General features: G+C 64.8%; 19 protein-coding genes. 4 read left to right on the top strand and 15 right to left on the bottom strand.

Annotated elements, in window-relative coordinates; genetic code table 11:
- Positions 1 to 76: 76 nt before the first annotated feature.
- The gene (locus AC069H_RS10775; RefSeq protein WP_478232108.1) at positions 77 to 3,892 is read left to right on the top strand and encodes a S8 family peptidase; all 3,816 of its coding nucleotides are present in this window, start codon (positions 77 to 79) and stop codon (positions 3,890 to 3,892) included.
- Positions 3,893 to 3,972: 80 nt separating this feature from the next.
- On the opposite strand, the gene AC069H_RS10770 is transcribed toward AC069H_RS10775, so the two are convergent.
- The gene (locus tag AC069H_RS10770) at positions 3,973 to 4,389 is read right to left on the bottom strand and encodes an SSI family serine proteinase inhibitor (protein WP_478232107.1); all 417 of its coding nucleotides are present in this window, start codon (positions 4,387 to 4,389) and stop codon (positions 3,973 to 3,975) included.
- A 371-nt stretch (positions 4,390 to 4,760) separates the two neighbouring features.
- On the opposite strand from AC069H_RS10770, the gene AC069H_RS10765 reads away from it, so the two are divergent.
- The 3 genes from AC069H_RS10765 to AC069H_RS10755 all read left to right on the top strand — a co-directional run bounded on the left by AC069H_RS10765 (position 4,761) and on the right by AC069H_RS10755 (position 7,941).
- A complete protein-coding gene (locus AC069H_RS10765) occupies positions 4,761 to 5,249 on the top strand; it encodes a sigma-70 family RNA polymerase sigma factor (protein WP_478232106.1) in 489 nt (162 codons plus the stop codon).
- A gap of 476 nt (positions 5,250 to 5,725) precedes the next feature.
- Positions 5,726 to 6,643, top strand: coding sequence for an SDR family NAD(P)-dependent oxidoreductase (locus tag AC069H_RS10760; protein ID WP_478227750.1), 918 nt, complete (start codon positions 5,726 to 5,728; stop codon positions 6,641 to 6,643).
- Between the two features lie 269 nt (positions 6,644 to 6,912).
- A complete protein-coding gene (locus tag AC069H_RS10755; RefSeq protein WP_478232105.1) occupies positions 6,913 to 7,941 on the top strand; it encodes a helix-turn-helix domain-containing protein in 1,029 nt (342 codons plus the stop codon).
- 18 nt (positions 7,942 to 7,959) lie between these two features.
- On the opposite strand, the gene AC069H_RS10750 is transcribed toward AC069H_RS10755, so the two are convergent.
- From AC069H_RS10750 to AC069H_RS10685, 14 genes are all read right to left on the bottom strand, one after another.
- Positions 7,960 to 8,787, bottom strand: a complete 828-nt coding sequence (locus tag AC069H_RS10750) for an alpha/beta fold hydrolase (protein WP_478232104.1) — start codon at positions 8,785 to 8,787, stop codon at positions 7,960 to 7,962.
- A gap of 79 nt (positions 8,788 to 8,866) precedes the next feature.
- Positions 8,867 to 9,103, bottom strand: a complete 237-nt coding sequence (locus AC069H_RS10745) for a hypothetical protein (RefSeq protein ID WP_478227753.1) — start codon at positions 9,101 to 9,103, stop codon at positions 8,867 to 8,869.
- 259 nt (positions 9,104 to 9,362) lie between these two features.
- A complete protein-coding gene (locus AC069H_RS10740) occupies positions 9,363 to 10,562 on the bottom strand; it encodes an FAD-dependent oxidoreductase (RefSeq protein ID WP_478227754.1) in 1,200 nt (399 codons plus the stop codon).
- A complete protein-coding gene (locus AC069H_RS10735; RefSeq protein ID WP_478227755.1) occupies positions 10,555 to 11,607 on the bottom strand; it encodes an alpha/beta fold hydrolase in 1,053 nt (350 codons plus the stop codon). Before AC069H_RS10735 ends, AC069H_RS10740 begins: the two co-directional genes overlap by 8 nt.
- Positions 11,607 to 12,377, bottom strand: a complete 771-nt coding sequence (locus AC069H_RS10730) for a 2-oxo acid dehydrogenase subunit E2 (RefSeq protein ID WP_478227756.1) — start codon at positions 12,375 to 12,377, stop codon at positions 11,607 to 11,609. The genes AC069H_RS10735 and AC069H_RS10730 overlap by 1 nt, the downstream gene beginning before the upstream one ends.
- Positions 12,374 to 12,601, bottom strand: coding sequence for a hypothetical protein (locus tag AC069H_RS10725; RefSeq protein WP_340684131.1), 228 nt, complete (start codon positions 12,599 to 12,601; stop codon positions 12,374 to 12,376). The genes AC069H_RS10730 and AC069H_RS10725 overlap by 4 nt, the downstream gene beginning before the upstream one ends.
- Entirely contained in the window at positions 12,598 to 14,532 is a 1,935-nt protein-coding gene (locus AC069H_RS10720) for an HAD-IIIC family phosphatase (RefSeq protein WP_478232103.1), read from the bottom strand. The genes AC069H_RS10725 and AC069H_RS10720 overlap by 4 nt, the downstream gene beginning before the upstream one ends.
- Positions 14,529 to 15,605: a 3-oxoacyl-ACP synthase III family protein gene (locus tag AC069H_RS10715; protein WP_478232102.1), complete on the bottom strand. Its 1,077-nt coding sequence runs from the start codon at positions 15,603 to 15,605 to the stop codon at positions 14,529 to 14,531. Before AC069H_RS10715 ends, AC069H_RS10720 begins: the two co-directional genes overlap by 4 nt.
- Positions 15,568 to 18,486, bottom strand: a complete 2,919-nt coding sequence (locus AC069H_RS10710) for a type I polyketide synthase (RefSeq protein WP_478232101.1) — start codon at positions 18,484 to 18,486, stop codon at positions 15,568 to 15,570. The genes AC069H_RS10715 and AC069H_RS10710 overlap by 38 nt, the downstream gene beginning before the upstream one ends.
- 26 nt (positions 18,487 to 18,512) lie before the next feature.
- On the bottom strand, positions 18,513 to 18,761 hold the full coding sequence (locus AC069H_RS10705; protein ID WP_478227759.1) for an acyl carrier protein: 249 nt from the start codon (positions 18,759 to 18,761) through the stop codon (positions 18,513 to 18,515).
- A gap of 37 nt (positions 18,762 to 18,798) precedes the next feature.
- On the bottom strand, positions 18,799 to 20,493 hold the full coding sequence (locus AC069H_RS10700) for an acyl-CoA dehydrogenase (protein ID WP_478232100.1): 1,695 nt from the start codon (positions 20,491 to 20,493) through the stop codon (positions 18,799 to 18,801).
- 2 nt (positions 20,494 to 20,495) lie between these two features.
- Entirely contained in the window at positions 20,496 to 22,298 is a 1,803-nt protein-coding gene (locus AC069H_RS10695) for an acyl-CoA dehydrogenase family protein (RefSeq protein ID WP_478232099.1), read from the bottom strand.
- A complete protein-coding gene (locus AC069H_RS10690) occupies positions 22,295 to 24,016 on the bottom strand; it encodes a fatty acyl-AMP ligase (protein ID WP_478232277.1) in 1,722 nt (573 codons plus the stop codon). The genes AC069H_RS10695 and AC069H_RS10690 overlap by 4 nt, the downstream gene beginning before the upstream one ends.
- Before the next feature lie 520 nt (positions 24,017 to 24,536).
- Positions 24,537 to 25,487, bottom strand: coding sequence for a DMT family transporter (locus AC069H_RS10685; RefSeq protein WP_478232098.1), 951 nt, complete (start codon positions 25,485 to 25,487; stop codon positions 24,537 to 24,539).
- Between the last annotated feature and the right edge of the window lie 444 nt (positions 25,488 to 25,931).

Below are 25,931 nucleotides of genomic sequence, written 5' to 3'. Positions count from 1 at the left end.
GGGCGGATGAAGGCGATGCAGCCTGCAGTCGACGCCCGATCCATGTTCTCTGTGTTTTCTTGGAAACGAGGGTGTTATGCAGGCCCATTTGAATCCGCTGGCTGGTGGTGTTCTACGCAGCCGCCCGTGTCTGTTCCTGATAGTGCTCAGCCTCCTCCTCACCATGATCGTCGTAGGTGGAGCGTCGGCAGAGCAGTCCGTCGCCACTCGTGCGGACAGGCTCGCGAGTGGCGGCGAGCAGTCGCATCGCGTGACCTTGCTGACCGGTGACGTCGTCACCTACTTCGAACGTGCAGGCGGCCAAGCAGGAGTGTCGATCGAGCCGGCTCCTCGGCCCGGGGAGCCACCCATCTTTCAGACCAGGACCGATTCGGACGGCTTCTCTGTGATCCCCTCGGATGTGGAGCCTTACCTGGTATCCGGTGCGATCGACCCGGAGCTGTTCGACGTCAAGGAACTCGTCCGTCAGGGTTTGACCGATGCCAAGACCGGGAAGCTGCCGGTGATAGTGAGCTACGGGAATGACACACCTGCCGAGGTCGTCGCCCACCAGGCGGATGCCTTTCCCGCGAGCGACCGGACGCTGACCCTGCCCACCATCAACGCGGCGGCCGTGAAGGTCCGCCGCGCCGAGGCGGGAGCGTTCTGGCGGGCGTTGGTCGGCCAAGGTGGTAACCCAGAGGCGTTCAGTGGTGACGTGAAGATTCGCCTCGACCGCAGGGTCAGGGTGAACTTGGACGAGAGCGCGGCGCAGATCGGTGCTCCCCAGGCTTGGCGGGCAGGACTCGACGGCAGCGGCGTCACCGTTGCGGTGCTGGACACCGGTATCGACGCCGCGCACCCTGATCTGGCGGGCAGGATCGCGGGTTCGCGGAACTTCACCACGGACCCGGACACGAATGACGGGTACGGCCACGGCACGCATGTAGCCTCGATCATCGCCGGATCGGGCGCGGCATCGGCGGGCAAGTATCGCGGCGTGGCCTCGGGGGTGAAGCTGCTCAACGCCAAGGTTCTCGACAGCGCGGGCTATGGCGAGGAATCACAGCTCATGGCCGGTATGGAGTGGGCGGCTCACTCCGGAGCACGAGTGATCAATCTGAGTCTCGGCGCGGGCCCTTCGGCCGGCGGTGACCCGCTCAGCGAGATGGCTGACAAGCTGACCGCGGCGACCGGTGCGCTCTTCGTGGCCGCCGCGGGCAACTCGGGCGGGATCGCCATGGTGGAGACTCCGGCGGCGGCGAGTACGGCGCTCGCGGTGGGCGCTGTGGACAAGGCGGACAGGCCGGCCCAATTCTCCAGCAAGGGGCCGCGGCTGACCGACGCGATGGTGAAACCCGAAATCGTCGCGCCGGGCGTGGACATCGCGGCTGCCCGCGCCGGCGGAACCGACATCGGGGAACCGGTGGGTGAGCGTTACACGCGGCTCTCCGGTACGTCCATGGCCACACCGCATGTTGCCGGAGCGGCGGCCATTCTCGCCCAGAAGCACCCGCAATGGCGGTCGAGCGAGCTGAAGGCGATGCTCACCTCGACGGGTAAGGACGTCGGTGTCGCCTGGTATGAGCAAGGCGCAGGCCGAGCCGACATTCCCAAGACAATGGCGAGCACGGTGCTCGCACCGTCGGCGATCTCCTTCGGACGCCTACCCGGTTCGGCGGGTAGCGCGAAAGCGAAGCGTCCGGTGACCTACACCAACCTCTCCGACCGCGCCGTCACGGTTTCGCTCGAAGCTTCCGTAACGACGTGGAAAGGCGAGCCGGTGCCTGCCGGCATGGCCACGCTCGATTCCGACACCCTCGTCGTGCCCAGCGGCGGCAAGGCCACGGCCACGGTGACGATCGATCCCACCGTCGGCGGGGGATCAGGTGCGTATGGCGGTGTGGTCAGGGCGAAGGCCGCTGATGGCAAGGCTGACGTCAGGACACCGATCAGCTTCTACAAGGAGCCCGAAAAGGTCCCCTTGACCGTGAAGATGATCGACTCCCAGGGCAAAGCGCCTGGGGCGCAATCACTGACCGTCGTTCGTGACGACTACGACTGGAGCAATTGGAAGAACAACGATCCGTTCCTTCCGCCGGTCTACTCGGTGACGGTGAAGGGAGGCACCGGCACCATCTCAGTGCCGCATGGGCACTATTCGGTGACGGCCACGATCGCCGAGCGAAGGGGGCAGACGCGGCGTGCCAGCCTGCTTGTCGCGGCCGGCGTCCCTGTTCACAAGCCCAGCACCGTCGCCCTGGACGCGCGCGCCACAGTGCCGATGCAGATCCAGACCCAGGAACTCACCGACACTCGAGAGCGGTTCACCTCGGTACATCGCACCATCCCCGGCGCGCCGGTCGCTTTCGCGAGTGGTGTTCTCACGTCCGGAACCGGATGGAAGATGTTCGTCACACCGGCCACCCCGGCCGGGCACGGAACAGTGGGGTCACAGGACTATCTGACGCTAGGCCAGGCACTGGTCAGCCTGCGAGTCCGAACGCGGGCCGGCGAGCAGATCCTGCGTCCCGAGTACGATCCCGCCGCGGTCGCCGGCGAGTTCGTCGGCGAGCGGCAGGTGGCGGTGCCGGCTTCGATGGCAACGTCCGGCTTCGAACCCGCCAAGGTCCTGGGCATGCTGACCGGTGGCAAGGTTCTGCTGTCACTGGACCGGCCGGAAAGCGACCGGCTTGAGCAGTTGATCCGCGGCGGTGATGCCGTCCTTCTGCTGAGCAGCCGGAACCAGCCGGAATACATGTACAACGTCTACTTCCGTGATCGGAACGGCGTGCCCGCGCAGCATGTCAACAAGGTCGATCGTCGGCGGATGTTGGCCATCGACACCCGCTATCACGGCGACCGCGCCGATCTGGTGTACCGGAAGAGGTGGTTCGCCTTGCCCACGGACGGCCCGTCCAGCATCGCGCTCAGCGGGACCCAGTTCCAGGGGCAGGGCAAATGGACGGAGTACGTCGGGCCCGCCGACGACACGGTGTTCTGGAAGCGGTACGTCACTCAGATGGCACCGGGTAAGGACGGCGTGCCGGACTTTTCGACAACCTTCACCATGATCGCGGAAAACATCTTCGCGAATGCCGGACGCGCCCCAGAGGAAAGATGGTTCCAGTCACCGATTCGTGGTGGCGCGGCAGACCACAACCCAGGCGCCTTCCCCGTACTGTGCTCGCTGTGCCGCGGCGATAACGGAGAGTTCTTGCCTGCCGCCCAGTGGATGGATTCCACGCCGGGGCACTACAGCGAGCCCTGGCAGTCCGGGGAGTACATCAGTAAGGTCACCTTGCGCCAGGGTGGTGAAGAAATTCCTGCCATGCGGCGCCCGGATCTGCCCATCCCCCTCTTCCCGCTCGACAGACGAACGGGGATCTTCCGGCTCGATTCGGAGGAAACCGTGCCGGACCGTCCGGTGTTCGGCTGGCCGAACAAGGCGGTGCACCGCCTGACACCGCGGATCAGTACGGCATCGACGTTCAGGTCGGCTCCCCCGGAGGCAATCCCGCCCGGGTATGGCTGCCTCGACGACTGGCGGAAATGTAGCTACCAACCGCTCATCACCATTGGTTACCAGCTCGGGCTTGATCTGCTCAACCAGGCGCCGGCCGGCAAGCTCCATGTCTTCGACGTCACGGCTGGACACCATCACGGTGCAGAGGGAGCGGGCCGCATCAGCGAGTTTCGGCTCTGGTACTCGACGAATGACGGCGCCAAATGGGACCGAGCGGAGGTGGTTCGTTCTGCTGACGGCCGCTATTCGGTACGGATCACGCATCCGAGGCTCGGTGAGACATCGGGGTTCGTCTCGCTTCGTGCTGAAGCTTGGGACACAGCCGGGAATCGGATGAGTCAAACTCTCGAACGGGCGTACGCGCTTACGGAACACCCCGCTCCATAGCACCACTGTATCCGGTCGCCGCGCGATGGAGACGTGATCCTCCTCGCGCGGTGACCGGTGTGCTGAGACCCGGCGAACATCTAGAACTGGAACACCGGCCCAGTGCTGATGCGGAGAACGCACTGGTTCCGGTAGGTGTGGCTGAAATACACCGGCGTACCTCGCCACTCGCCCATCGCGGTGACCTTTACCGGAGCGTAAAGTCCGCTACAGGGCTTGCCGGGCTTACCGGGTAGCTTGTCAAGCTCACCACGGGCGACATCGATATCATGGCAGGCGCCGGTTCCGTAGGGATGGTTGCCGCCGGTCGGGTCGCAGTACAGGTAACGAGTGCGCGCGACCGACCCGGTCGGCTCGTCGGATACCTTCAGTTCCATTTGTACGAAATGCTTCGACCGTTGAGGCGGTGGTTCGGCCACGGTCGTGGCACCGGCGGTCCCGGTGTGTGCGATAAGGATCATGGCCAGCAAAGGCCAAAGAGCGTGTTTGTAGATCACTTCGAATCTTCGCCTTCTTCCCGTCCACGTGTTCACGCTTGACGATCGGATGACACTCGCGCAAGGGCATGCTGTCTCCAGTGCCTCGCCTCCACTATGTTTCGCGGTGCGTCGCCGGATCTCACGCGATTAACTCGGATGGCCCCCGACGCTTGCACCGTACAGTCGAACGGGCGCGTGGAACGAGGGTCCTAAGGCCCTGGCCTTTTCGTTCAGGTAACGTTAGCGTTCCTTCATGAAGCGTTCCTGTCTTGTATGCGGACGCTCGTGGAACAAATACGTTGGCTGAAATTCTCTGTACGGGAGCGATCGTTGATGCAGGTCTGGGATCACCTTGACCTGAGGAGTGTTGCGGCGGTTGGGGGGACGTCATGACCGTCTCGCCCAGCACCTACTGGCGGGAGTCCGCCAAATTGCGCGGGTTTTTGATACGGGTAGCGGCGAGCAGATGTTCCCCGTCCGGCGATCCGGAAGACATCGTGCATGAGGCGCTCGTTCGCGGAGCCTGCTATTCCAGCCTCGATATGGAGCGCCTGCAGCAGTTTCTCGTCACGGTCGTGATCAGATTGTGCATCGACGAAAATCGCCGCACCGCGGTCGCTGTGCGAATGGCCAGGGACCGACGGTTGTTCCCAGCGAGTTCACAGGATCCTTCCGAGTCCGTATGCGACAGGGCCGAGGCGCACTGGCTCAGGCGCCGACTTGACAACTTTTCGCCGCGCGACCGGAAGTTGGTGTCGATGGTCACGGATGGCTTGCCCCCTGCGGAGATCGCGAAAGTGCTGCGTACCACCCCGCAGGGAACGTACTCGGCGCTCTATCGAATTCGCCGGCGTATCAACAACTGCTACGAGTGCTAGAACCTGGATCGTATTCGCGAGCGCTTCGGCTGTGAATCTTCTTGAACGTAGTTCAAGCCGGGGTGGGGCGAAACATCCTGTTGTGCCATTCGAGTGACGGTGCGACGCGCCCAGGTAGTGGTCACTGAGACGTTGGCAATTCACATCCTACTCAGAGGATGTAATCGAACCACACGATCGGGTGTTGTGTGAAATTTGGGGTCGCGCCAGTATTGCATCACGTTAAGCGTCGGTCACGCGCTGACGGCCAGTTGGGCGAGATTGGGGGATGATCGAAGCTTGGGCTCGTCACTCTGTGATGCAACACCTTCTTGCGGTTTGTCCCCATTGCGGGCGGTCCGGCTATTCCGGGCTTTGGCCGGCCGGGGGCGCGGTGTGCCTTGATAGCTACCTGGCGAGTGAGATCGATCGGCTGGAGAATGCCGGTTCTGCGCACGATGGCGAGGGTCGCGCCGGTGGACAAAAGGTTGTGATACATGGGATCAGCGGAAAACAATTCAGCTACTCGTGGCCGGTCGGAGCGGAGAGACATCACATCGACCGGGCAGCGGCTATTGGCTCTTGTCACCGGGGCGACGGACGGTATCGGGGAAGCGGTGTCGCATCGCCTCGCCGGGATCGTCGACACACTGCTGGTACACGGTAAGTCGGCTTCTCTGCTGAGCGCACTCGCCGCGGAGCTGGCTCCGGCGCATCCCGGCACGAGTATCGTCCCGGTCTTGGCTGACCTGCGCTCCTTCGCTGACGTACGGCGTATGGCCGCCTCGATCCGGTCCACATTCGACCACATCGACATTCTCGTCAACAACGCCGCGACCGCGGGTCAGCACCCACGTGCGCTGACCGAGGATGGTAACGAGTCGATCTTCCAGGTGAACTATCTTTCTCCTGTGCTCTTGGTGGCCGAACTCTACGATCTGCTGCGGGCGGCCCGTTGTTGCCGTGTTGTCAACGTAGTCTGTGACATACATCGGCAGGCGAGGACGATAGGCCTGGGATGCGTAGACGGCCGGCGCTATCATCCCTTGCTCGCCTATGCGCAGTCGAAGTTCGCCTTGGCGGTGCACACCGCATCGCTGGCGTCGGCTTTCGCGGGAAGTCGATGCACGGCAGTTTGCCTTGACCCTGGCGTCACCGAGACCAAGTTGCGGCGAAAGTTGGTGGTGCTTCCGGGAGGCGTGGTTTCGGAAGCGGCCGACAACGTGCTGTACGCCGCCACGATGCGGACGATGCCACACGAGTTCTATTTGGAGGGAAAGGAGATCGTGCAGCCGGAACCCGAAATCCTGCGTGCTCCCGTTCAGCGGGCGCTCGAAGAGATGACCGAGGATGCGCTCGGCAGGCGGCTTCCCTGGGGGGAAACAACTCAGGGGTGCTCTTCGGCCTGCTACTGACGAAACCAGTGTTTCTCTGAGGAAGTGCCGAGTGGAACAGTGCTGCTCCACATGTTCCACCCGGCATCCCTCCTCAGTCGCTGTACGCCAGCGACTATTCCACACTCCCAAGTGGCGATTCCGTCACCACTCCCTGCGTTGCCGTAGGTCCTATGATTCTGGATGAACACGCGAACCGTCAATCTCGACCGGTGGCGTATTCTGGCCAGTTTCGACTTCCCGCCAGTTTTGTCGTCGGATCGAGCTGGGGTAAGCGAGAGGATCGACTCATGCTTGAGATCGTAGGCTTGGACGCTGCCGCACAGACCGTATATGAGTTCCTCGTCGACAGCCCGCCGGTCACTTTCGAGGATATCCGTGATCAGACCGGGCTCGGCGGGGAGCAGCTTCGGCGGCTGTTGGACAGGCTGGAAGCCCTCGGTCTTGTCGCCCGCACGGAGAACAGACCGCCGGCGTTCATGACACCGGCTCCCGATGCCACGCTTGAAGTGCTGCTCCTCGAGCAACAGGAGCGGATCAAGCGTGCGCGGATCTATGCCGAGCAACTCTCGGCTCGCAATCTCCGCACCGCTGCCGGCTGGGAGCCCTCCGAACTGGTCGAGGTCGTCACCGGTGCGGACGCGGTCGCTCAGCGGGTCGAACAGTTTCTCCGCGGTACCAGCAATGAGATTCGCTTCATCGACAAGCATCCATACGTGGTGGCGCCCAAGGTTCTCGCTCCGGTCGAGGCACTGATGCTGGAACGGGGCGTCGTGTTCCGTGCGCTCTATGACACGGCCGGACTGGCGACACGTAGTTTGCAGACCGAGGTCGAACCTGCGATCGCGCGAGGAGAGCAGGCGAGGGTGCTTCCCGAGGCGCCGGTCAAACTGATCTTGTCGGATAACCGCCGTGCCATGCTGCCACTTCAGTCGGATCCGACAATGGTCGAGAGTGTCGTCATCGTTCATCCCTCGGCTCTGCTGGACGCACTCGGTGCGTTATTCGAGGTGCTATGGCGATCGGCGGCTCCGCTGTCGGCAGCGGAGCGGGGGGACATCTCCGCGGACTCGATCAGCGCCGAAGATCTCCGTCTCATCGGTTTGCTGACGGCCGGCCTTCCCGACCAGGCCATCGCGCGGCAACTCGGGTTGTCCTACCGCACGTTCCAGCGCCGACTGGTCTCCTTGATCGAATCACTGGGTGCCCGCACCCGATTTCAGGCCGGCCTTCAGGTTGCCTTCCGTGGTCTGGTTCCCAACCCGGTTGCGGACGACGGCACCCAGCGATCCACCTCTCAAGCGCCAACGGATCGCTGAACCCCTCCGTGGTGAGGTTCAGGACCTGGCCGGCGCCACAGTGCGGAGAAAGTCGATCACCACCGGAGCGACGGTTTCCATGTCTTCGGTGTGTGGATAGTGCCCGGCCCCCTGGACCATCACGACGGTCGCCGGACCGCCGAGGCGGGTCGCGGTGTTCTGCGCCTCGGCGGCGGGATCCCGGAAGTCCGGATCATGGTCACCCATCAGAACGAGCGTGGGGCAGCTGACCTGGCTGAGTGCCTGCTCCGCAGAGGCCCGGCTGCTCCTGAGCATTTCCCTGGCTGCCGCGAACCGGCCAGGCTCGGCCATGTTCTCCGCCAGCTCCTGCCGGCGCTGCTCGAAGTTGGCCGGTTTCTCGAAGCCGAAAAGTTTGGGCCAGTAGGACATCCACAAGGTCTGTCCCAGCCGGGGCAAGTTCGCCAGCCGCATCATCGCCCTCTCGGCCGCGCCGAGCTGCACGTCACGGACGACGGCGCCGCTGAGAATCACCCCGGCGACCAGCTCGGGCGCCTTGCCGGCGGCGATGACGGCGGCGCCCCCGCTGAAGCCGTTTCCGAGTAGTGTCACGGTATCCGCATCATGCGCGCGGGCGACGGCGAGCAGGTCATCGGCGACGTCATCGGCCGAGTAGGACTGCCAGCCGACGCTCGAATCACCGTGCCCACGCAAGTCGACCGAGATCACCTTGAATCCGGCGGACGCCAGGTCGTCGGCGAGATAGGTGTAGGTACTCCTGAGATCGCCGAGGCTGGGGGAGCACACCACGAGTGGCCCTTCCCCGGTCACCGTGCAGGCGAGCCTTCCGTCGGGCCGTTCCACAAAACCGGTAGTGCTGCCGTTCATGAGAGCCTTTCGAAGAAGGTGCCGCCCGGCGCCCGAACCGGCAACCGGGCGGCACCATGGGGTCAACGCCTGTCGCGGATCAGCAACCGAGGGTCAGATACTGATCGAGGCGCAAGAGCTCCCCGGTCAGCTCTTCGGAGACGCATCCGCGGTCGAGGTGGACCGTCCCGACCAGCCCGCCCAGCCGTACCCCAAGGTCCACGCCGCTCGCGGTAACGGAATCCGGCCGCGGTGCCGCGGCGACGGTCGCAGGAGCCACGAAGGGGATGGCGATCGCGGCCGCGGTGATGAGCAGAACCGAGAAGATTCGACGCACGCTGGTGCCTACCTTTCTTTTTCGTTCAGGACGCAGCGATTCTTTCCAGGGTTTGTGGTAGGCCGGAAGATGCCAGGTGACTGGCTCCCTCCTGGCGGATGGCGCGAGGCCGAATGGGTGAATCCAGGAAGTTCGGCAGAGCCTCTCTTGACGGGCAAGGAAAGGTGTCGGGATAATGTCGCGAAAGCCGCTTTGGCGAGACATGCGTATTGAAAGTGACTGGCGCGATTATTGGGCTGATGCTTTGTTGTCTCCTCGATCACTGCTTCTGTAGTTGGAAGAAGACGTTGTTCAACAGCCTCTTCTTCAGCCAAGGGGTCCGATTCAATGACCGGTAGAACGTGGACCGCAGAAGTACCCTTACCGGGTCGGAAAAGGTGAACAGTTTTTCCTGGCGAAGCTGCAGCGAACGGGATCGCCGTAGACTCGGTTCTCGGATCCGCTGGAACTCCCTGGCCGCCAGCGTGAGTTCGTCCCGGCCCTTGGGCAGTGCTTCGGACAGGAGCGGTGCGAGTGTCATGGCATCGAACAAGGCATGGCTGACCCCTTGGCCCAAGATCGGCGAGAGGGTATGCGCGGCGTCACCGATGAGCAGCAGCCCCGGTCGGGACCACCGGGGCACGACGCTCGTGAAGATGTCCAGAACCGAGGTATCCGACCAGTTCCGGATGTTGTCTCGGACCAAGTCGGCGAGTTCGGGTGCGAGCTCGTCCAAGCGGGTGTGCAAACTCGTCAGACCGGCTCGTCGAAGGTTCCGGAGTCCGCCCTTGGGGATGTTGAAGCCGACTCGCATGAGGTCTGGATAGGTCGGGATGAACAAGCCGTGCCGACCACCGGCGATCCGGATGTGGTACGTGTCCCTCGTCCAGTCCGCCGGGGCGGGAAGCTTCAGCCACACGACATCGCGCTCGAGCGGCTCCCGGCGGTACGTGAGGCCTGACATTTCGAGTATGTTGCTGTATCGACCGTCGGCGCCGACAGTCATTCGTGCGTGGATCTCTTGCTCGCCGGCCGGACCTCGGCTGCGGATACCCACGACGGCTCCATCGGATTCCACGAGGCCGATGGCCGAGGTATTCCGCAGCAAGGTGAAGCTGGCGTGGAGGCGGGCCTCATGCTCCATGATGGCCAGCAAGGTCGGCTGCGGTACATCCAGCGGGTGTCGATGGTGATGCGGAAAGTCGTCGAAATCGACTTCCAGAAGCGTTCGCCCGTGTTCGGCGAGCTTCATCTTCCGATTCACCAACGCGCCGGCGGCCGTGATGTTCTCCAGGATCCCGAGTCGGGCCAGCAATGATACGGCGTCGGGGGATACCGTTTCGCCTCGGAACGATCGGTTGAAATGACTGGTCTGCTCCACGACGGCGACGTCGCACCCGCGGCGAGCAAGCTCCAGGCCGAGGGCCATCCCTGCCGGTCCGCCGCCGACCACACAGACATCCACGGACAACTTATCCATTGAACCCCTTGAATAACGAGGCCGTATGACGGGCCGTACGAAAGCGAAGGAGGGAGTGGGCGATCCACAGCCTGGTCCGCAGCACGTGACCGGGTGAGCCATGGACGTCGTCGAACCGAATCGACTTGAACTTCGCGAGGTGCCGCTCGAGGAAGCGAGTGTCCGCGGAGGGGATGATTTCGTCGCGGAGGCTCACGACGGAATGGACCGGAGCCGTTACCCGGGTGAGCTCGTCGGGCCGCAGGGCAAAGGTGCCGAGACGTTCCGGGACGTCGCCTTCCGGGACCCCGAGGAGATGGGCAAGCGTTCGCTTCGTGGTTTCGGGCACCCCTGCCCACCAGGTGCGGTCCTGGAAGAAGGCCGACACCGGCGGGCCGACGGTCACCAGACCGCTCAGCCGCGGATCGTGTGCGGCGCAGCGCAACGCGAGGTGCCCGCTGAAGCTCATGGCGACCGCGTATACCTCGCGCACCGGGGCGATCTCGTTGATCCTGTCGAGCAGGCCGGAAAGCATCTGCCAGCTGTCATGATCGTAGGTCAACGGGTTTTCCCCCACGCCGGGCATTTCCGCGGCGACGGCGGCCATGCCGAGCTTCCTCGCCGTCGGAAGTGAGGGAGCCCATTGCTCCTTGACACTCACGATCCCGCCGATGAGCAGCAGCAGCGGGCGGGGCGCATCGGGGTCGAGGCCGGTGGCCCACACCGGCACGCGGTGCCCGGACAGTTCCAGTTCGAGCCGATCGATCCCTCCCCGGCTCGATCGCCATTGATCGAACTCGGCCACGCACCGGTGTGCGGCGCGCTCCTGCGCCGGGTTCGACGGATAGGGAAAACGCGCCAGGTTGTTCAGCTTGCAGGACTCGAGGTGACGTCCTGTTTCGGCCATCCGGTCGGCGGCGAGCGCCCATTCCCAGCACCAGGATCCCGGCCCGTCACCGTCGGTGTGGTCGATGCGTTCGAGTATTTCCCTGCACACTGCGCCGGGAAGCCCTTGCACTCGTGCGTGCAACCGGACGAGATCGCTCAGTTCGGCGAGGTATGGCATCAGGGAATCGGCCCGCCGGCGTTCCGGCTCGTGAGTGTTTCGAGCCGGTTCTTGAGACTGCCGAGGACGTCGGCCGCCGTGGCACCGTCGATGGTGCGGTGGTCGAAGGTGAGCGAGACCGGGAGGATCGGCATGACGCACATTCCTCCATCACGCACCGCCGGGCGGTCTGTGATCTTGCCCAGTCCGAAGGTCAGTGTGGTACCACCCGAGGAGAAGAACCGGGCCACCGGCCGGTGGCCCAAGGACGTGACCGCGACGGTCCCCATTCGCCGATGGCGGCTTCGCGGCCGATTGGCCCAGCCGAAGGCGACCCGTCCCACGGGCAACGGAAGCCGCTGCAAGGCACGAGCGCCGCGAAGTTCGGGGATCTCGTCGCTGGGCGTGTCCCGCAGGCGGTCCACAGTGTCCTGGATCGCGTCGATGCTCATGAGGTTGCTGTCGGGAATCACAACCGAAAGCGCCGCTCGCTGGTTGCCGATTCCCTTGTCGAGGGCCAGCTTCACATCGACGGAGCCGCGGTACACGATGCGAGGACGGAGACCGCCCGCGCAGGCGGCGTTCGCCGCGGGGTACTCGGCCACTGCGCGGCTGACGCCGTGCATCACGTAGCTCACCACGGAGTACTTGCGGTTCGCCGCATGTTTGTGCGCCAGCAGCTTCGTGGCGTCCACTTCGGTGTCGAGGTATACGGGGCTGGCCGCCCGGACGAATCGGAGGAAGTGCCAGGTATGCCGTCGCGCGGCGGGCAGGCACCGGATCGTCGTCATTTGGTCGCTCCCACCTGTGCGTGGAGGTCGGCCAGGCTGCGTGCTTCGAGAAAGCTGGTGGCGGACAGGAGCCGGCCGGTCGCGGCTTCGAACGCGGACAGCAGTTTCAGCAAGTGGAACGAATCCCACCGCGGCAACTGGTCGAAATCGGTCCGCAGATCGTCCTTGGTGAGGTACAGACCGCATTCCCTGCCCACGATCTCCAGGAATTCGTCGATACTCATTTGGCCGCCCGATCGCCGAGAAGTTCGTTCAGCCGCACGATGAGCTCGATGTGAGATGGGTTCGGCGGCACCGTGCTCAGGTCGTGCACGAACCCGGTGTCGGCGTCTTCGCAGTCGGGATCGGCGATGAACCCGTTCAACGGATAGAAGTCCTTGACCGCGTCGTTCATCCCGGTCAGACGGAACGCGGCGGTGACCTTTGTGACCCCTGCCTGTGCCGCTTGGCGGAGGATCGCCCGCAGGCAGGCGGTCTCGACGTCCCGGGCCAGGACGCGGCAGGACAGGACAAAGTTGTCGATTCGAAGCTCCGGACCTCGTCGGCGCGTGAAGACCGCGCCGACCGTCCCGTATTCGCCGAAGCGGTCGGTGCAGCGGACCGCGATCACCTCGGTGTCCTGGCCCGCGATCAGGTCGAGCACGGCCGCGGTGTCCAGGCGGTCCGCCGTGAGATTGAACCTGTTGGTGCGCTGGGTCAGCTGTGCGACCCGCCCGGCGTTGCCGTGGCCGGCATGAAACAGTTCTACCGTGGTCCCAAGGCCGGCCAGGTACTCGGCTTTCGATTCGACCTGTTCGCGGAGCTGCACGCGTTTCCGCTCGGTCAGATAGCGCTGAACGCGGGTTCGGTCGGCCTGGGTGATCTCGTCGGTGACGAACCAGCGGTCGGCGAGAAGGCGGCGAACATGCAGCGCGGGCTCGTCGGCGTCGACCTCGATCACCGGGACACCGGGCAAGGCACTGCGAACCATGCCACGTTCGGCCGCCGAATCGTCGACGAAGACGAGGCTGCTCACGTCAATGCCCAGCTTGTCGGCGATCTCGGTCAGGTTGCCGGGTTTGGAACCCCAGTTGATGGCCATCGCCACGATGTCGTCCGCACGTAGCACCAGGTCTGGGTTCTGCTTGAACACCTCGAGGACCTTTTCCTCGTCGTTCTTGCTGCACACGGCGACCAGCACACCCTGGGAGCTGAGCTGTTTCACGGCCGCCTGGAAGGAGCGGAAGGCTTCACCCCGGAAACCCTCGCTGACTTCGATACCGTTCGGGCCGTCGTCGGCGAGGCTTCCACCCCACAACGTGCCATCGAGATCCACAACTAGGCACTTTCCGGTGCGCCCGGTGAGCGATCGCACCACATGGCCGGTTTCCCTGGCATAGGCGGAAAAGAACTCGTCCGAGAAGTGGACGTTGGCGTAGCTGCTCGCCCGGGGGTCGGCGAGGACGCCGGACTCGCCGAGCAGCGGTTCGGTGTCCACGACCAGCACCCCCGGCCGGTTCGTGGAGAACCTGAGCAGATGCGCGTTGAATTCTCGCCACGCGGCACCGAGCAGCGCACGCGAACGGTGGTCGATGAGCTGAGCGGCCCAGTACCAAGGCAGCGGAACCGTGTTGAAGACCAACGTGCCGGTGTGCCTGGTTTGATACGCGTCGGTGATCTCCTCGAGCGACGTGCTCAGCTGCCGCAGCGTGTACCGGACATCCGTCGGTGTCCAGGGAGTCCGGATCCGCCGGAACACCGCGTCGGCGTCCAGCAGACACACCGTGACATCCGGTTCGGTCGCGAACAGCTCGTTGTGCGTTTCCCGGAGTTCGATCGCGTACTGGCCGTAACCGCCGACCTGTATGCGCGGAATGAAACCATGCCGGGCCAGCTGTGCGCTCAACGGCGACACCAGCGGCCGGATGGTGGAGCTTCCGGTGATCGCCACGGTCGCCTCGGGAAGGTCGGGATGACGTCGGATCAGGGCATCGGGGTGCACTTGGGACAGCACGGTTCCGGCGCGAAGGAGGGCGGCTTCGTCCAAACCCGCCAGCAGCTCGGGCACCGCGGTGTAGCTGTCGATGAGTTCTCCGGTGGCGTGCAGGTGGCTGAGGCGGACGTCGCCGGGTGCCGGGCACCTGCCGAGCAACTGGGTCGTGGTGGCCGTCGTCACTTTCCCTCCACGGTGAATGCGCCTTTGATCCATTTGCTGGACTCGATCGCGATCGCGACCGCACGTTCGCCAGGCCGGATTCGGTCGTAGAGCAGATCGAGCTGGAAGAACGGTGTGGCGTTACCGGTGTTGCCGGTTTCCGCGACGCAACTGATCTCCGTCGCGTGACCAAGGGCGAGATCGGAGGTGATCCTGCTGGTCATGCGTCCTGACAATTGCGGAGGCAGCAGATAAGACGTCGACTCCCGATCCCAGTCCGTCGAGGACAGGATCTCGTCGAGAGCTTCCTTGGCCAGCAGTGGTACTTGCTCCTCGATCGCCTTGTAGTCCTCTTCGAACGGCGGGTCTGGCTCGGACTGCGAACGGGCCAGATCTCCCGCACCGAACCAGCGCACGACTTGCCCGGGTGCGCGGCCGAGCCCGGTGAACCGGTTGAGCACCTGGCGCAGCACGATCGCCCCCGGCACGGCATCCGCCGTGACCACGACGGCGCCCGCACCGTCGCCGAACAGGAGGTAGTTGACGAGTTCGGCAGTGGGCAGGCCCTGCATTTCCCGGTCGGCGACGAAGTGCTTCACGCTGACGTCGCCACCGATGACCAGTCCGAGACGGTGCTGGTCATCGAGTAGTCGTCGAGCGAGGTCCAACGCTTGCACGGCACCGGCACAGCCGGACTGGAGCTGGTACGTGGAGACGTGATTGACGCAGAGCCGGCTGGCGATCAGGTTCACGGTCGCGGGCATCAGTGTGTCGGGAGTGGCCGTGGCCAGAATGACGAAGTCCAGTTCTTCGGGTTCAAGACCCGCTCTGGCGAGCGCCTGAGCACCGGCTTGCGCACCGAGATCCGCCAGCGTGTGCGTAGGCTTGCCGGTTTCCAGGTCGATCGCGAAGTGCCGCTTCCTGGTTCCGATGAACATTTCGATCCACTCGGCGCTGATGCCGAGCTTCTTGGCCATGACCTCGTTGTCGATCGCGTCGCCGGGCAAGGCCGTTCCGGTGGACACGATGTGTGCCGCGGGCAATGGTCGTTCCTCTCTAGGAAGCGTTGTGCCGCGAGGAGATGTACGAGACAACGTCCCTCACGGTTTCGAGCTGGGGGAGTTCGGAAAGATCCATCGACCCGTCGAGGGGAAGGATCGTCGTGAGCCGGTCGCTCAACCGGATCAGGGTGAGCGAGTCATACCCGAGGTCGTCGAGCAGCCGGGCGTCCATCGCCAGGTCGGCCGTCGCGTACCCACCGACCTCCGCCAGCGCCGCGAGCGTTCGCTCGACGATCGATTCGGGGGCGGGGGCGGGGGCGGGGGCAGGGGCAGGGGCAGGGGCCGTCGTGCCACCTTCGATGTTCGCGCGCCGGGTGGTCGTGACGGGTAAAGGAACGGATTGATCGTCGAAAAGGTATGGCGGCAGCCGCCAAGGCACCTGCTGTTGTTTGGTGTACAGCCGCTGCCAGCGCGGGGTGTGCCCATCGCGATACAACGAGGCCAGTACCTGAGCGACCTCGTGGCCGGTGGCCGCCTCGCCGGGGCACGGCGTGAGGATGGCCATCTCATGGCCGGGATCGGCGCGCCGGATGAGGTCGGAGGCGACCGACGTGGGACCGATCTCGATCAGGTGGGTCGGCGTAAGTGCACGTACCGCGCCGAGTGCGGCATCGAACCGGACCGGGGCGGTGACCTGCTCGACCCAGTAGGCGGAGCCCAGTTCATCGTCTGTGACGAGACGGCCGTGCACGGTCGACGCGATCGGGACGGCCGGACGATGAGCGGTGATACCGTCGGCGGTCCTGCTGAACTCGGTCACCATCGGCCCCATCAGTGGCGAATGCAAGGCAGGCGCGCCGAGCACCGGCTTCGTGACGATGCCGGCTTCACTGAGCGTGCCGCTGAGCCGGGTGATGGCGTCGGCGTCACCTCCGATGATCAAGTCGCGAGGGCCGTTGAACGCGGCGATCGCGACATGCGGCTCGGCATCGACGTGCGGTTGCACTTGAGCGGCCGTCGCCTCGATGGCGACCATGGCGCCGTAGTCGGTCAATTTCTGGACCGATGCGGCGAGCGCCACGACGATCTCGCAGGCGGCGGATAGCGACAGCACCCCCGCGAGGCTTGCGGCGGCGTACTCGCCGATGCCATACCCGAGCATCGCCTCCGGCCACACGCCGAGGTCCCGGAGGGTGGCGCCCAGCGCATACCCGACCGCGAACAATGCGGGCTGGGCCAGCGCGGGGTTGTGAATGGAGGCGCCGTCGGGGCACATGTCGTCAATGACCACGGAGGCTATCGACCGGCCGAAATACGGACGCATGGCCGAGTCGACCTCGTCGAACCGATCGCGGTAAGCGGGAAGGTTGTCGTACAGTGCGCGGGTCATCCGGGGGTACTGGGCGCCGGGGCCGGTGAACAGGAAGATCACCTTCGGAGTGGCATACCCGCTGCCGACCGGCATTCGAGGATCGCCGATCTGCGAGCGCAGGTCGGCTTTGAGTTTCTCACGATTCCAGGCGGGCAAGGCCCACCTGTGCTTGAGGGAGGTCTTCACGAGGTTGGTGCTGTGGCAGATCTGAGGCAGACGTTCCGACGGCTCGCGATCGATCACCTCGGCGAGGGCGGCGATGTTGCGCCGCAGCGCCTTGAGAGTGCCGGCCGAGACGGTCAGCACACCCGCACCACCTCGTTCCGGCCGGCGGTCCGCGACCGGGGGAGTCGCCAATACCAGATGAGAATTGGTACCGCCCAAGCCGAAACTGCTCACCGCGCCGCGAACCGTGCCCTCGGCGGGCAACCGCATCGGCAGCCGGGCCAGCCACAGGCCGTGCTGGTCCAAGCGCAGATCGGCGTTCTCGTCGTCGCTGTGCCTGCTTGGCGGCAGTATTCGACGATCCAAGGCGAGGCAAGTCTTGATCAACCCCGCGACGCCGGCCGCTCCTTCCGTATGTCCTATGTTCCCCTTCACGGAACCGAGCGCGCAAGGTTGTTCCCGTTCACCCGCGTGCACAGCGCCGAGAGCCTGGACTTCGATCATGTCGCCGAGCGTGGTGCCTGTTCCGTGTGCCTCGACGAAACTGACTTCGCCGGGCCTTACTCCGGCGCGGGCGTACGCGTTACCGATGACCTGTTGCTGTGACCATCGGTTCGGTGCCGTCACGCCATTGCTTCGGCCGTCGTGACTGACCGCGGACCCTTCGATGACCGCGTAGATGGGCTGCTTGTGGGCGATCGCGTCACTCAGCCGCCGCAGCACGACCACGCCTACCCCCTCGCCCCGGCCGATCCCATCGGCGTGAGCGCTGAACGGCTTGCACTCCCCGTCAGCCGCGGACAGACCCGCCTGCGTGTAGAAGATCGAAAGCGCGGGAGTCAGGATGATGTTGACGCCGGCCGCGATCGCGAGGTCGCAGTCGCCGGCGGACAACGCGGCGATAGCGAGGTGTACGGCCACGAGGGACGACGAGCAGGCCGTGTCCACCGCCACGCTCGGCCCCTTGAGATCGAGGTGGTAGGAAATACGGTTCGCCGCCATGTGGTAGCCGTTGCCCGTGCCCCGTTGCGGGGTTATCTCCGCGTAGTCCGCCATGTGCAGCATGGCCCATTCACTGGACATGATTCCGACGTGGACACTCGTCCGGCTGCCTGCCAACGACGCCGGGTCGATGGCGGCGTCCTCGATCGCACGCCAGCTCGTCTGGAGCAGGAGGCGCTGCTGAGGGTCCATTTCGCGCGCGTCATGCGGTGAGATACCGAAGAACTCGTGATCGAAGGACGCCGGGTTGCTGAGAAAGCCTGCCATCGTGGTGTTCATGGTTCCCGGTTTACCTTCGGCTGAATAGAACGCCTCAGCGTCCCATCGGTCGGAGGGAATCCTGGTGATTCCATGATCACCTTTGAGCAGCATATCCCAGAATGCGTTCTTGTCAGGCGCTCCAGGAAATCGGCAATCGATGCCGACCACGGCCACGGGACTGATCGGTCCTGCTCCCCATGTCATCGCGGCGCCGCCAACTGGGTGCGCAGGTACTCGGACATCGCGGTCACGGTCGGGTAGTCCCACGCCAGCGTCGGTTCGACCGGTACGCCGAAGTGGTCTTCGATTTCTCCGCACAAGGTGAGCGCGTACACCGAAGTGAGTCCGTACTCGGCGAGCGGACGGGCTATGTCGATACGGTCCGGCTCCATCGCGAGATAGCTCGCGACTTTCTGGATGAGCCACCTGGCTATTTCGTTTGCGGGCATGATCTTGTCCTTGTCGTGGGGGAGGGCGGTTCGCCGCTCAACGAGGCAGCGTTCGGCGGACGGGGTCTTCGTCGAGGCAGAAGCTGGTCTCTTCGGCCGCGCGGGTGAGCAGCTCGGTGAACAGCTCGTCGTCCAGTTCACTCGCGCCGGGTGGGGTTCCGGGCATGAGCCGGCCGAGCAGCCGTCGCAGAGCGACCCGGATCCAAGCCGAGCCGGCCAGTACACGCCGATCTCTGTTGTGCCGCCAGATGCCCAGGCATGCGGTCGCTGCCAGCAAGATCGCATAGCGTTCCGACAGCGTTCCGCCGTCCGTATTGTTCGCCGGGTCCAGCTGCCAAACGTGGGCTCGGCTGACGTGGGTCGCGAGGTGGTCCAACTCGGTGAGCAGGAGGGTGGCGATGGTCGAGAGGTCCGTGGTCGTCCTCGTCTCACCGCGCAACTCGCCCAGCCAGGGCTCAAGGCAGGCGAGCAGGGGATCGCCCTGCGCGCGCGTCGGATGCGGGTTGTGCTCGAGCGGGGGCAGCGTCGTGTCCGGGGTGAAGATGGACATCGATTCGGCCGAACTCGAGGGATGGCGCTGCGCGTGGGCAAAGGCGGGCAGGTGCGCCGCGATGGTGATCTCATCGGGCGTGTGGTCCGGGTAGACCAAGCTCAGGGATGGAAGATCACGGAAATGTTTGCCGAAGATCGCATGTTCCCCCTCGCGAAGGTAATACCTCGCGCCGAGGACCACTGACAACTCGTTCATCGCGTTTTCGATCAACAGCGGGACCAGATACCGAGTAGCCGCCGCGTAGGCCCGGGAATGGCCCGGTAGTAGATGCAGGGCCCGGGCCGCCGTAGTGACGAGGCAATCGGCGACCAGTAAATCGGCGAACGCGCCGGCGATGGTCGCTTTGGCATGGGGCATGTCGCTGACGGCCCGGCCGTAGAGCCGGCGGTGAAGCGCGAAACGCAACACGGTGAAAAGACTGGCGTCGAGCATGCCGAGAGACAGTCCCGTGGTCAGACAGCCGCCGATCTCGGAAGAGCGACGCGAGAGACTGGCGCCGATGCCCGACCAGCCGATGAGGCTGTCCCGCGGGACGGGGCACATGCTGAACTCCAGTCCACCGAGATGACAATCTCGCAGCCCGAGGGTGCGGACCCTGGGTGATCTCCGTCGGCTCTCGTCGGGCAGCGCCGTCAAGTCGACGAGCAGGAGCGACCTCGAGCGCTGATTCTGGGTGTAGGCGGTTCGCGCGATGACGACAGCGCTGTCGGCACGGTCGGAATTGAAGACGAGACCGGCGTGTCCGTCGAGGACGTACCGGTCGCCTCGCTCACGAGCCGTGAGCTCGAGTGCGGCCGGGTCCGGGTACGTTCCCGGTGACCCATGGGCCAGGCAGACCTTGCTCCCGCCCAAGATCCTCTCGGCAAGGGCATTCTGCTGCTGGGCGTTGTCCGTCGCGAGCCACACGTTGAGAGACGCCAGCAGTGTCGGCACCCCGTAGCCGATGCCCAGGGCGGCGTCGCGCCGGAACACCGGTCGCAAACGTCTGATGAATTCGTCCGCGGTGCCCAGCCTGCCACCCAGCCGCGGTGGCACGAACTCGGCATTGAGGGACAAGCAATCGAGGAGTTCCTCGCCGGCTTCGAAGACCTCGCCTCGTTCGTCCGCTTCGATGATGGCATTGTGTCCGAGCGGGTTTCCGGGCAGATACGGATCTCCGAACTCGGTCTCGAGATCCACTGTCATGACAGCTTGCCGTAACTGCTCGGGGTCCCCGCGGTCGTCGCCTCGGCGAGCTGAAAACCGAAGAGCGACGGAAGTCGCTCGTCCTTCACCTGGTCGGCCAAGACGTCGAAGAGCACGTCGAACGGCGGGGTGGCGACGGCGCCGTGCCGGTCGCCGGTCGCGGCCAGGATCCGGTATAGCGCTGCATGAAGCCAGACACCGTTACGCCACAGCAGATCTTCGGCCTGCCTCGGACGTCCCGTGGGACGCCGTACCGGTACTTCTCGATGGTTTCGCAACCACAGTTCGATCGCTACCGCGCCGGCGAAATAGAGGGCGGAACGCTTGGCGACGGCGAAGAGGCGGTTCGAGATGTCCGTTCCGGACAAAGGTTCCTCGGCGATGTCCATCCACAGTTCGTCCAATGCCTCGCCCAGCCGTTTTGCCGTTGTGGCGAGTGGTATGAGCAATGGGTTGTCGTTCGCGAGCACGGCGATCTTCGAAATCGACGATTCCGCCGCGAGCAGAAAGCTCGCTCCGTTTCGCGGTATCAGAGCCAGCCTGTCGAGTTTGGCCGGTGGTGTCGGCCGGGACAGCTCGCAGCATGCCGCGAGCCCTTCGTGGTCCGGAGCGAGCCGCTTGTCGCGCGCCCGGGAAAGGAGTGGGAACATGCTGATCAGCGAATGCAGGTTGACCACGGTGTTGCCGTCGAACAGTGAGACGACGCGATGGTCGCGTTCGACCTTGCCGAGGCTGCCCCGGCGCTGGTCGTCCTGGTGAAGCGCGGCCGGTCCCATGAAGTGCCGCAGGCGCGCGATCGCCGCCTCCGTGCGGGTGGGGACGAGGTACTTCGTGACGGCGGCGATCACAGCGAGTTCGGAGGTGAGCGTGTGGACGGAGCGAACGGCCACGACGGAAAGCGCTTCCGCCAGCAGATGATCCGCGTACGCGAGTGCTATGGTCCTCCTCGCTCGCCGGAGATCGATGACGGTGCGGCCATCCCGGCTACTGTTCTCCAAGAAGTCGATGGCGATCCGGAGCGCGTGATCGCTGCTGCCGAGGGACAGTGCGGAACACAACGTCCGGGTGACCTGTAGCCCCTTGAGGACGTTCTCCAGCCCGGAGCCCTCGGTGCCGATCAGCGCATCCGCCGGAACTTCGGCGTCACAGAACACGATTCCACTGACATCAGCGCACCGATTGCCCAGCGTGCGAACTTTCGGCAGATATCGGTAGCTGCCGGGCAGCGTGGATTTGTCGACGAGGAAGAGACTGAAACCCCGCGGCCCACCCAGAGAATCGGTCCGCGCCAGTACGCACATCACGCCACACCTGGTCGCGTTGTTGATCGGCCACTTCTCACCCCGCAACCGGTATGAGGAACCCGACTTCTCCGCGACCAGTTCGCCGCCGGCCAGGTCGCTCCCGTGATCCCGCTCGGTGAGGCCCCAGGACACCGGGACGCCGGCGGTGATCATGCGGCCGAGGGAAGTCGATTGGGATCGGTTCCCGGCAATCCAGACGCAAACGGCACCGAGGTAGGTCTTGGCGTGCGCGACGGCGACTCCCATGTCCCGCCTCGCCAGCATCCGCACCAAATGCGCGGTGGTTTCATAGCTGGTGAGCAGGCCGCCGTGGTGCGCGGGAACGTAGTACCGGCCCAGACCGAGTTCGTCCAAGTACCGGCAGACACCATGCGGGAATTCGCCGGAGTGGTCTAGCGCGGCAAGCTGGGCATAGCCGAATTCCTGACCCTGGTCCTCGGGGTTTCCGAGGACCGGCTCCAAACGCTGTATGGGCTCCCAAGGCCGGTACTTCATCGACCCACCTTCGAGTCGGCGAAGGTCACGGTGGTCGAGGACGCCGGATGGGACTTCAGCTGCCCGGAGAGGAACTTCTCCCGCATCAGCCGTCGTTGCACCTTGCCACTGGTCGTCTTCGCGATCGCGCCGGAGCGCACTATGACCACGTGGGCCAACTGGACGTCCAGGTCGGCTCGCACTTTGCGCCGCACCAGCGCGGCGAGTTCGTCGGCACTGGCCTCCCGCAACCGCGCCGCGCTCACTTCGTGTACGAGAACCACTTGATCCCAGCGCTCGCCGATGGCGAAGGCGGCAGCCCTTCCCTTGCCCAGCGCGGGATGGGCCAGGTGGGCTGTTCGCTCGATGTCCCACGGGTAGAGGTTGCGGCCGTTGACGATCAGCAGCTCCTTGAGCCTGCCGGTCACATAGAGTTCGCCGCCGTCCAGCACGCCGAGGTCTCCGGTACGGAGGAAGGGGTAGTCACCGTCGGCGGCCGTCGCACGGAACGTCTGCACACTCTCCATCGGCTGGTTCCAGTATCCCGCCGCCACACTGCCGCCGCGTACCCAGATCTCACCCACTTGACCGTCCGGCAAGGGCCTCCGGGTCAGCGGGTCGACGATTCGGACCGTGACCCCCGATGGCGTTCCACTGCTCACCAGAACACTGCTGTTCGCCGACGAATCCGCGTCCTTCAGTTCGTTTCGTTCCAGCGCTTGGGCGTCCACCGCGCGGGTCACCATTCCCCGGCCCTTGGTACCTGTGACGAAGAGAGTCGACTCGGCGAGCCCGTAGCACGGAAGGATCGCGCGTTCATCCAGTCCGGCGGGCCGGAACCGCTCGATGAAGGCCTTCAGTGAGTCGTGCCGCACGGGCTCGGATCCGTTGCAGAGCACACGCAGTGAAGACAGATCCAGTTCGGCGAGTTGATCGTCGGTGACCCTGTCCGTAGCCAACCTGAAGGCGAAGTCCGGTGCGACACTCACGGTGCCGCGGTAGCGGCTGACCGCCCACAACCACCGGTGTGGACGCATCAGGAACGTCATCGGGGACATGAACTGCGTAGTTCCACCCAAGTAGAGCGGATGCAGCAGCTGCCCGATCAAACCCATGTCGTGGAAGTGCGGAAGCCAGCCCACCAGCGAGTCATCCCGGCCCGTGCCCAGTGACTGCTGGATGAGGTGCTGGTTGCTCATCAGGTTCCCCTGAGTGACCACGACTCCCTTGGGCCGATCGGTCGAGCCCGACGTGTACTGGAGGAACGCGGTCGTCTGCCAGGTCAGTTTGACGGGGAACCACGCACGCGGCGAGGCCGCGGGAAGCATGTCCGTCGCGGCGTGACGCATCCGGCGGGGCAGGACGTGGTGATCAAGCCAGTCGCGAATGGTCGCCGCGTAGCTGCTTTCGGTGAGAATCACGCTCGCTTGAGCATCGTGCGCGAGGGCCCGGGAACGAGCAGCGCCATTCCCGCCTGATGCGGTAAGCGGCGCGGGTACCGCGATGACGCCGGCGTAGAGGCATCCCAGAAAGCCGACAACGAACTCTGGTCCAGGCGGGAACAGCAGGATCGCTCGCTCACCCGGTTCGGTGTTTTCCCGCAGCCAGATCGCGACACGCCTGGCCCTCGAATCGAGATCGCGATATGTCACGCTCTCTTCGGTCATGCCGGTCCCTGACTCCCGGAGAAAGACGAGCGCACGCTTGTCGGCGTTTTCGGCAACCCGGTTGCGGAACAAAGTGACAAAATCGAGTCCGTCGCTCAACAGGAGACCTTTCCATCATTGCGTGGTGTTTCGCGCCCGGTTCGGGTGCCGTAGAGCACAGACCGTGGCTTCGGGCCGTCACAGTCTGCTGTTCGCCGCAGAATCGAAAAAGAGGCCATCCCAGTGGCCCCTGGTCACGGGTGGCGGCGTGGAGTTATAAGGGGTAAGGCAAACGTGGCGTGGTCGGCGCGGGGTGGTCGTGAGTGGCGTTTCGGGTTCTAACCCGAAACGCCACTCACGACCCTCTTCAAACCTTCTTCCGTCGACCTTCATGACGGGAACTCGATCACGCCACCTTTGCCATACGGATCAAATAGAACGACAGCTCTTCATCACCAAAGGAAGTGATGGACAGCGTTTCGACCACCGGGCCGGATACCGGTCGACGTGACGAACTCGGGCCGCGGATCGGCGCCGGGGCCGCTGGTTTCGCCGACCGATTCGACCGCTGAGTCCACTCTGGACGACCGGCGATTTTCCCACTAGCGCCGGATCACTGCGGTGCCGGTTCCTTCGACTGACGTCCGAGGCTGCCGATCGCGGTCATGATCAGCACGATTCCCACGACACCGGCCACCGTCAGCCGCTCACCCAGCCAGACGACGGCGATCACGACAGCGGTGACCGGCTCGAGCAGGGTCGCCACCACCGCCGCGCCGCTGGGTGTGGTCCGCAGGCCGGTGAACAGCAGCGCGTAGGCGAGCGCCATCGTCACGGCCCCGAGGTAGCCGATCAGCGCCCACGACCCGAGGTCGCCGGTCCACGTCCCACCGCCGCTCGCCAACGGCACGATCAGTCCGGCGGGAACGAGCACCATCGCCGCGACGCAGGTCGTCGTCGTGGTCATGGTCAGCGTGTCGAGCCGTAGGGACAACGGCCCGGCCGCGTCGGCGGAGAGGGCGTAGGCGGCTCCGGACGCGAGTGCGGTGAGCACACCTAGCACCGGGTACGGCGCTTCGCCGTCGGGGCTGCCGGCGACACTGACCAGGAGAAGCCCGGCCAGTGCGACTGCGACCGTGAGGAACTGGCCGGCGGAAGGCCGGCGGCGACGCCGGACGCTGCCGGTGATCAGCAACAGCACCGGCGCGAACCCGAGACACACCACGGTGGTGATGCTCACGCCGGCCCACAGGACGGCCACAAAGAAGAGCAGTTGGAAGATCGCCGTCGAAACCCCGACCGCCGCCACCCGCCGCCAATGCCGCCGACCGAGCCGCACGCAGTCGCGCAACCGCCGCATCACGGCAGCGGCGATCACCAGGACGACCACCGCGACGAAGGCGCGGTACCCGCCGATGGCCAGTGGTGAGAGGCCCGAAGCGTCGTGGACGACCGGGATGACCGGACCGATCGTGCCCCAGAGCACGCCGGCCAGGCACACCAGAACCAGTGCTCGCCCCCGGCCGGCGGGCGCCTGGACAGGCTGTGTTTCCGTGGTTGCCACACCGGCAGCATGACAAACGGACTCAAGCCCGGTCGCCACCCGGCGGTATCCACGACCGGGCTGGTCACGTCCGGCACCGCCCATCGTCGGACGAACACCGACAGGTCGACAGCGTTCTGTCGACCTGCGCGCGGCAATCCCCAGTTTGGTTTTTCACCGGAGAGGCCGATTCCCGCGCCCAACGGAATAGACGAGCGAATCACGCAAAGCTCCGAGAGAGGGGAAACTTTGTCCAAATCGCGGTATGCCGGGTCGGGTTTCGGCAAATCCCTACTACCGGGACACGACCTCAAGTCCGAAGTGCACGCATTACGACAAGAAGATCTCGAAGAAGAAAGACATCGTCATGATCTGCCACTCCGGCCCGTTGTGGGACTTCTGCGTCGACCGCGGCGTCACCCGGAGGCCGGGCGGAGTACGAGGCTGACGAAACCGAAAGCTTCC

It is taken from the genome of Amycolatopsis sp. NPDC043887, assembly GCF_056435665.1.
The sequence above is the reverse complement of the archived record's forward strand: the minus strand, read 5'-3'. Positions and strand labels throughout refer to the sequence as shown.